The 7,479-nt window shown below is 40.4% G+C and carries 6 protein-coding genes and 1 riboswitch; of the genes, 2 read left to right on the forward strand and 4 right to left on the reverse strand.

Annotation, left to right across the window (positions count from 1 at the left end):
* Nucleotides 1-521 precede the first annotated feature (521 nt).
* Entirely contained in the window at nucleotides 522-2,111 is a 1,590-nt protein-coding gene (pckA, locus tag AC52RT_RS18255; protein WP_495542068.1) for a phosphoenolpyruvate carboxykinase (ATP), read from the reverse strand.
* Between the two features lie 292 nt (nucleotides 2,112-2,403).
* Nucleotides 2,404-2,570: riboswitch (SAM riboswitch) on the forward strand.
* Between the two features lie 217 nt (nucleotides 2,571-2,787).
* Between pckA and metK the strand changes: the two genes are divergently transcribed.
* Entirely contained in the window at nucleotides 2,788-3,987 is a 1,200-nt protein-coding gene (gene metK / locus AC52RT_RS18260; RefSeq protein ID WP_495542069.1) for a methionine adenosyltransferase, read from the forward strand.
* Between the two features lie 107 nt (nucleotides 3,988-4,094).
* Here metK and AC52RT_RS18265 read toward each other — a convergent pair whose 3' ends face one another.
* On the reverse strand, nucleotides 4,095-4,616 hold the full coding sequence (locus AC52RT_RS18265) for a gamma carbonic anhydrase (RefSeq protein WP_495542070.1): 522 nt from the start codon (nucleotides 4,614-4,616) through the stop codon (nucleotides 4,095-4,097).
* A gap of 113 nt (nucleotides 4,617-4,729) precedes the next feature.
* Between AC52RT_RS18265 and AC52RT_RS18270 the strand changes: the two genes are divergently transcribed.
* A complete protein-coding gene (locus AC52RT_RS18270; RefSeq protein WP_495542071.1) occupies nucleotides 4,730-5,536 on the forward strand; it encodes an alpha/beta hydrolase in 807 nt (268 codons plus the stop codon).
* 36 nt (nucleotides 5,537-5,572) lie between these two features.
* Here the strand turns inward: AC52RT_RS18270 and mnmM are convergent, their stop codons facing one another.
* Together mnmM and mnmL are read right to left on the reverse strand one after the other, a co-directional pair.
* Nucleotides 5,573-6,145 carry a tRNA 5-(aminomethyl)-2-thiouridylate-methyltransferase MnmM gene (gene mnmM / locus AC52RT_RS18275; RefSeq protein ID WP_495542072.1) on the reverse strand — a complete coding sequence of 191 codons (573 nt, stop codon included), beginning with the start codon at nucleotides 6,143-6,145 and terminating at the stop codon, nucleotides 5,573-5,575.
* Entirely contained in the window at nucleotides 6,142-7,104 is a 963-nt protein-coding gene (gene mnmL / locus AC52RT_RS18280; protein WP_495542073.1) for a tRNA modification radical SAM protein MnmL/YtqA, read from the reverse strand. The genes mnmM and mnmL overlap by 4 nt, the downstream gene beginning before the upstream one ends.
* Between the last annotated feature and the right edge of the window lie 375 nt (nucleotides 7,105-7,479).

The raw sequence follows: 7,479 nt of genomic DNA on the forward strand, positions 1-7,479 counted from the left end.
TCTGCGCGGATCGGGGTTATCCAGAATGTGTATCTAAAAGGACGTCGAGCCGAATGATTTTGAGTTTGGGCAGAATCATGCAGAGTTCAGGCTGAATGAACGAGGATTTAGCGGATCTGATGCCAATCGTCCGCTTTAAATGAAGAGATTTACGAGAAAGCCTGGCTATTTAGGCAGAAAAAGGGAAAAATTAAGGGCCAAGATGTTATTTTATGAAGGCGTTTCTGCGCGGACCGGGGTTATCCAGAACGTGTATCTAAAAGGGTGTCGGGTCGAATCTTTTGGTGAAAGGGCGGAATGATCTTGACTATGGGCCGAATAAAATGCCGGAAGGGGCGTATGTTTCTCACTTAAGGACGAATGACAGAGGATTAAGTGGATTTAATGCCAATCTCGGTGATTTAACTCGGTGGATTTACCAATATATGCTGAGTTTTTAAAAATTCAGATGTAGATATACATTCATATAAATAAAAAAACGCTCTCCACACAAGATCAATGATCTTTTGGGAGAGCATTTTTTATTTGACTAATGGGCCGCCTAATTCTTTAATTGTACTGGCTACATTTGAAAATTGTTTGAAGTTTTCATTGAATTTTTGTGCTAGTTCGATGGCCTTAGCTTTATAGGCATCTTTGTCTTCCCATGTTCGTGTAGGCTGGAGTACTTCGTCTGGAACGCCGGGCACGTGTAGTGGAATATCAAAGCCAAATACTTCGTCCTTGATGGTTTCGACGTTGGTTAATTCTCCTTCTAGTGCTGCCTGTACCATGGCTCTTGTATAAGCAAGCTTCATTCGGCTGCCGACGCCGTACTCGCCGCCAGTCCAACCTGTATTGACGAGGAATACTTTTGCGCTGTGTTCATCAATTTTTTCGCCGAGCATTTCTGCATAGCGGACTGCAGGAAGCGGTAGGAATGGTGAACCAAAGCAAGTGGAGAACGTAGCTTCGGGGGAGGTGATGCCTCTCTCCGTTCCAGCTAATTTACTCGTATAGCCGCTTAAGAAATGGAACATGGCTTGTTCTTTCGTTAGTTTACTGATAGGAGGCAATACGCCTGATGCATCAGCAGTTAGGTAGATAATCGTTGTTGGGTGACCTGCAACACTTGGATCAACGATATTATCAATCGATTGTATTTGGTAGGCAGCACGTGTATTTTCAGTCAAGGCACTGCTGTCATAATCCGCAATGCGGGTATCTGGATGAAGAACTACATTCTCAAGAACGGCACCAAAACGAATGGCGTCAAAGATTTGAGGTTCTTTTTCACGAGATAAATTGATGCATTTTGCATAGCAGCCGCCTTCGATGTTGAAAACGCCATTTGAAGACCAGCCATGCTCATCATCACCAATTAATTTTCGGTTGGAGTCTGCAGATAATGTAGTCTTGCCAGTTCCTGATAAACCAAAGAATAAAGCGACGTCGCCTTCTCTGCCGACATTGGCTGAACAATGCATTGGAAGAATCCCTTTTTCAGGAAGAAGATAGTTCATTACTGAGAAAATAGATTTTTTCATTTCTCCTGCGTATTCAGTACCGCCGATTAATACCGTCCTGCGTTCAAAAGAAATAATAATAAACGTTTCTGACTGTGTACCGTCTACGGCTGGATCTGCTTTAAAGTTTGGTGCTGATATAACCGTGAATTCTGATAAATGATCTTGAAGTTCTTCTTCATTTGGCCGAATAAATAATTGATGGGCAAACAGATTATGCCAAGCGTATTCGTTAATTATTTGAATGGGTAATTGATGTTGTTTATCTGCACCTGCAAAGCCTTTGAAAACAAATACTTCATCTTTTTGTTTTAAATACTGCAGGACTTTATCGTATAACTTTGCAAATACTTCACTAGAAATCGGTTGGTTTACAGTACCCCAATCAATCTTTTCATGAACAGCTTTTTCATCTACTATATATTTATCCTTAGGAGAACGTCCTGTGTATTTTCCGGTTTCAGCTTTTACAGCTCCTGTTGACGTGAGCTGCCCTTCGTTGCGGCTTAAAACTTTTTCAACTAATTGAGGTACAGAAAGCTGCACATGTATGTTGTTACCGGATAATAATTGGTGTAACTCATTTGAGATATCAAGCGTATTCATATAGGAGATACCTACCTTTTTTTGAATTTATAATCAATTTATAAATAGTATAACACATTAGTTTTAATAGTCTATACTATTTGTTTTGTTTCTTGTATTTTCTGAGAGGAAAAGGTTTTAATTGGTGAAATTTATTGAAAGGATCTATAGGCTATATGCCTTTTACTCCATTTTTCCTTTGCACTATGACATTATGTGAGGATAGTGGAAAATAGAAACTTTTTCTTCTGAATAGGAAATAAGTATTGACAGAATTTGTAGAATTACGTTATGATTTTAAATTGTACGGATTCTCTTATCCCGAGATGGTGGAGGGCCAGGCCCAATGAAACCCAGCAACCTGCTAGAATGTTTGATTTTGATAAAACAATAAATTGCTTTAATCAGCAATTGTTTGCAAAATCATTTTAGTGTTGGTGCTAACCTGAGCAAGGTAAAAAAACCCTTGAACGATAAGAGTGAAAGGATCATTTCGAGACAACAAACCTTTCCTCAAAAACTAGGAAGGGTTTTTATGCGTTTAATCATTCTTTTTTACTATGAATGATTCGCATCAACCTTTCTGCTTCTATTATATAATACCAACTGGGAATGAGTTTCGTCTAACAAAATGGGAAAGATAATGTGAATGGCTGCCATTCCTTTTCTTAGCCTGAACATTTGAGGAGGCAAAAGAATGTCAAAGAAACGTCGTTTATTTACTTCTGAGTCTGTGACAGAAGGACATCCGGATAAAATTTGTGATCAGATTTCAGATTCAATCTTGGATGCTATCCTAGCTAAGGATGCAAATGCACGTGTTGCATGTGAAACATCGGTTACAACTGGTTTAGTTTTAGTTGCTGGTGAAATTACTACTTCTACCTATGTAGATATTCCAAGAATCGTGCGTGATACAATTGCTGGTATTGGATACACACGCGCAAAATATGGTTTTGATGCTGAAACATGTGCTGTATTAAGTTCGATTGATGAACAGTCAGCAGATATTGCTGCTGGAGTCGATGAAGCTCTTGAATCTCGTGAAGGCCAAATGACTGATGATCAAATTAATGCAATCGGTGCTGGAGATCAGGGATTGATGTTTGGGTTTGCTTGTAACGAAACAGAAGAACTTATGCCGTTGCCTATTTCATTGGCTCATAAGCTTTCTCGTCGTCTAGCAGAAGTCCGTAAAAATGGAACGTTAGAGTACCTTCGTCCAGATGGTAAAACACAGGTAACGATTGAGTATGATGAAAATAACAAGCCGGTCCGTGTAGATACCATTGTTATTTCGACTCAACATAGTCCTGATGTTACATTGGAACAAATTCAACGTGATTTAAAAGAACATGTCATTAATGTGGTAGTGCCTAGCGGGTTAATTGATGATGAAACAAAATATTTCATTAATCCGACTGGCCGTTTCGTCATTGGAGGACCACAAGGTGATGCAGGTCTGACAGGACGGAAAATTATTGTTGATACGTACGGTGGATATGCTCGTCATGGCGGCGGCGCATTCTCTGGTAAAGATCCGACAAAAGTGGATCGTTCAGCTGCGTATGCTGCGCGGTATGTAGCGAAGAATTTAGTGGCAGCGGGTCTGGCTGACAAAGTAGAAGTACAGCTTGCTTACGCTATCGGTGTAGCTAAGCCGGTTTCAATCGCTGTTGATACATTCGGTACAGGAAAAGTGGATGAAGATATTTTAGTGGACTTAGTCAGTGCGAACTTTGATCTTCGCCCTGCTGGAATTATTAAAATGCTCGATCTTCGTAGACCGATTTATAAACAAACTGCAGCGTATGGACATTTTGGCCGTACGGATGTCGATCTTCCTTGGGAACGTACAGACAAGGCAGCTTCTTTAAAAGAACAAGCAAAAGCATAAACAAAAAAAGAAGTCTTACCTAGGTAAGATTTCTTTTTTTTGCATTATCCTGCTTTTCTGAATCAATACTAGAACAATCAAGCTCTTATATGTAATGAATTCATATCTTATTCTAGTGGAGCAGTGTATTTATAATATTGGCCCTTTTCGGCATATTCGGTTACTATACGCTCCATATCATGTTTGTCCTCTTCGGTTAGCTCGCGGATGACTTTAGCCGGTCTTCCGAATGCCAACGTGTTAGGTGGAATCACTTTCCCTTGAGGGACCAAACTGCCGGCTCCTATAAATGCACCCTCACCGATTTCAGCTTTATCAAGAATGATCGAGCCCATTCCGATAAGTGCACCTTTCCTAACTTTACAGCTATGAAGAATAACTTGATGTCCAATCGTCACTTCATCTTCAATAATCAGAGGATTATTAGGGCTTTGGTGTAAAATACTATTATCCTGTATGTTAACTTTTTTTCCGATAATGGTTGGAGCAACATCCCCTCGAATGACGGAGTTGAACCAAATGGTTGATTCAGCATCAATGGTAACATCACCTGTTATAATTGTATTCTCAGCAAGATAAACGCTTTCAGCAATTTGAGGTATTTTGTTTTTATATGGGTAAACTGGCATATTTAAAACAAATCCTTTCCGAAATCGACATTTTTTATGTATTATTTGTATTATAAAGGACGAAAACCTATTTGGAAAAAAATACACCTTGAAAATGATAGGGGGGACATCATATGTGGAAATGGGAGGCTGAAGGAAGCCCGAAAGCTGTAATTGTTATGGTACATGGAGCAATGGAACATCATGGCCGATATAAATGGCTGTCACAAATGTGGCGCTCTGCTGGGTATCATGTTATTATGGGGGACCTTCCAGGCCAAGGAATGACAACAAGAGCCTATCGAGGACATATTAATTCATTTGAACAGTACTTAAATGAGGTCAGGACTTGGATTGAAGAGGCATATGAATATGCGCTTCCAGTCTTCCTGCTGGGACATAGCATGGGAGGCCTGATTGCTATTAGACTTTTACAAGAAGATGAATTGGAAATAGCCGGCGTCATTCTTTCTTCACCTTGTTTAGGACTGATGGCTCAGCCGCCTAAGCTCCTCGGTGCGGCTTCAATTGGGTTAAATATTGCGTTGCCTAAATTAAGAATTGATGCGGGTCTCAAGCCTGAACTAGTTACGAGAAATTTAGAAATCCAGGAAGAAGATCTCAACGATTCATTATATGTTACGAAGGTTTCCGTTCGCTGGTATCGTGAACTACTGGGTGCAATTAAGGAGGCCTTTGAGGATATTCCGGAATTTCAGGATGTTCCAATGCTATTAATGCAGGGTGGAGACGATAAGATAGTTGACAAGCGCCCCGTCAGAGAATGGTTTAATTATAATCAATGCAGTGAAAAGCAATATAAAGAATGGCACGGACTTTATCATGAGATTTTTAATGAACCAGAAAGAAACGATGTATTCACCTATGCGCTTAGTTTTGTGGAAACCCGCCTGAAGACGCTGGGATACGTAGTTCAATGAAAAGAAGCTGCCTAAATTTGGCAGCTTCTTTTTAATCTATATTTTTTCTATAGCAAGGATAAATGGGGGGTCGTTCACTTGATTTATAAACTGGTATTGCAAGACATGTGCACGATGCTGAGATAACGCTGCGGCGTATTCGAGTAGATGGTCGCGTTCTTCAGCACCCCCAGGATGACCATGATAAATAACGAGGACAATCATTCCGCCTGGAGCCATAATATCAAGGAGCTGTTCTACACTTGAAATAGTCGTTTCAAAATGTGTGATAATTGACTTGTCGCCGCCAGGAAGATAACCAAGATTAAAAATGGCAGCTTTTATTTGACCGTGGTGTTTCTCGGGAATACGATAGGTCACTTGTTCATGTCCAGCAGTAAATAATGTGCATCGTTCGGTTACCTGCTCGGATGCTAGTTTTTTCTTCGTTTGATCAATCGCAGCTTGCTGAATGTCAAACCCATAAACATGCCCTTCTTCACCGACCAGATTTGCAAGAAAAACGGTGTCAAAACCATTTCCGACTGTTCCATCAACGGCGATATCTCCATGAGTTAAGGAGTCTTTCAATAAACGACTGGCAAATGGTAAGATCTTTTCTAGTTTCATTTACGTGGACCCTCCGTTATGTATAATTTCCCCTGATAGCTGTTACGTTTCTTTAATTCTGCATCAATGGCATTCAATACTGCCCACTTGTTAACGCTCCACATAGGCCCAACCATTAATTCAATAGGGCCGTCGCCTGTTATGCGGTGAATAATCATCTCAGGAGGAAGAATTTCCAGCTGATCACAAACAAGCGAGATATAGTCTTCAAAGGTAAGAAACTCAAGCAGCCCTTTTTCGTATTGTTTGACCATTGGTGTTCCTTTTAGAAGATGCAGTAAATGAATTTTGATTCCTTGAACATCGAGGTTGGCAACTTCACGTGCTGTTTCCATCATCATTTCATAAGATTCCTGCGGAAGGCCGTTAATAATATGAGAACAGACACGTATGCCATGCTTGCGTAATTTTTCAACACCTTCTTTGTAGCAGGCAAAGTCGTGAGCACGATTGATCATCTGAGCTGTTTTCTCATGCACGGTTTGCAGTCCAAGCTCCACAATAAGATACGTCCGTTCGTTAAGCTCGGCCAAATACTCAACAACATCATCAGGTAAACAATCAGGCCGAGTACCTATAGATAAACCGACAACATTTTTTTCCTGGAGAACGCCTTCGTATTTTTCCCGAAGTACTTCAACAGGTGCGTGTGTATTCGTAAACGCTTGGAAGTAGGCCATGTATTTACCATCTTTCCATTTATGATGCATTTTTTCACTAATTTCTCTAAATTGAACATCTAGTGGCTCGACTCGGTTACCTGCGAAGTCTCCGGATCCAGCGGCACTACAGAATGTACATCCGCCGTGGGCGACAGTACCGTCACGATTGGGACAGTCAAAGCCGCCATCGAGAGCAACCTTAAACACTTTGTGACCAAATTCTTGACGTAAATGATAGTTCCAGGTGTGGTAGCGTTTTTCATCTGATGCATATTTGAACGGGTTTATCTGATGCAAATCAGCAACCTCCTTAAAAGGTGAATAATTCAGTAGTTATTCATTATTATACAACTTTTTAAACAGAAGAAGGGGAGCTTCTGTAATAAGAAAAAGTCAGCAATGTTGAATGATGACTAGCTGACGTATTATTATTTTTTTGCTGTTTTGACAGCTTGTGCATCATATAATGCGCCCACTGAGGAGACAATTCTGAATTCGGTTTCCAAGCTTTGCTAGTCCTACAATATGAACATCGCTTTTCTTCCATTGCCCAACACGTTTCAGATTTCCAGCATTCGAATCAACAGTTCTTCTTCCCCGCGTCTCACCTTTGTTTTCATATCGGTTAAATTAATAAATCCTTCTTGTTCTCCAATGATTCCAGCTTTACTA

The organism is Peribacillus sp., assembly GCF_059453735.1.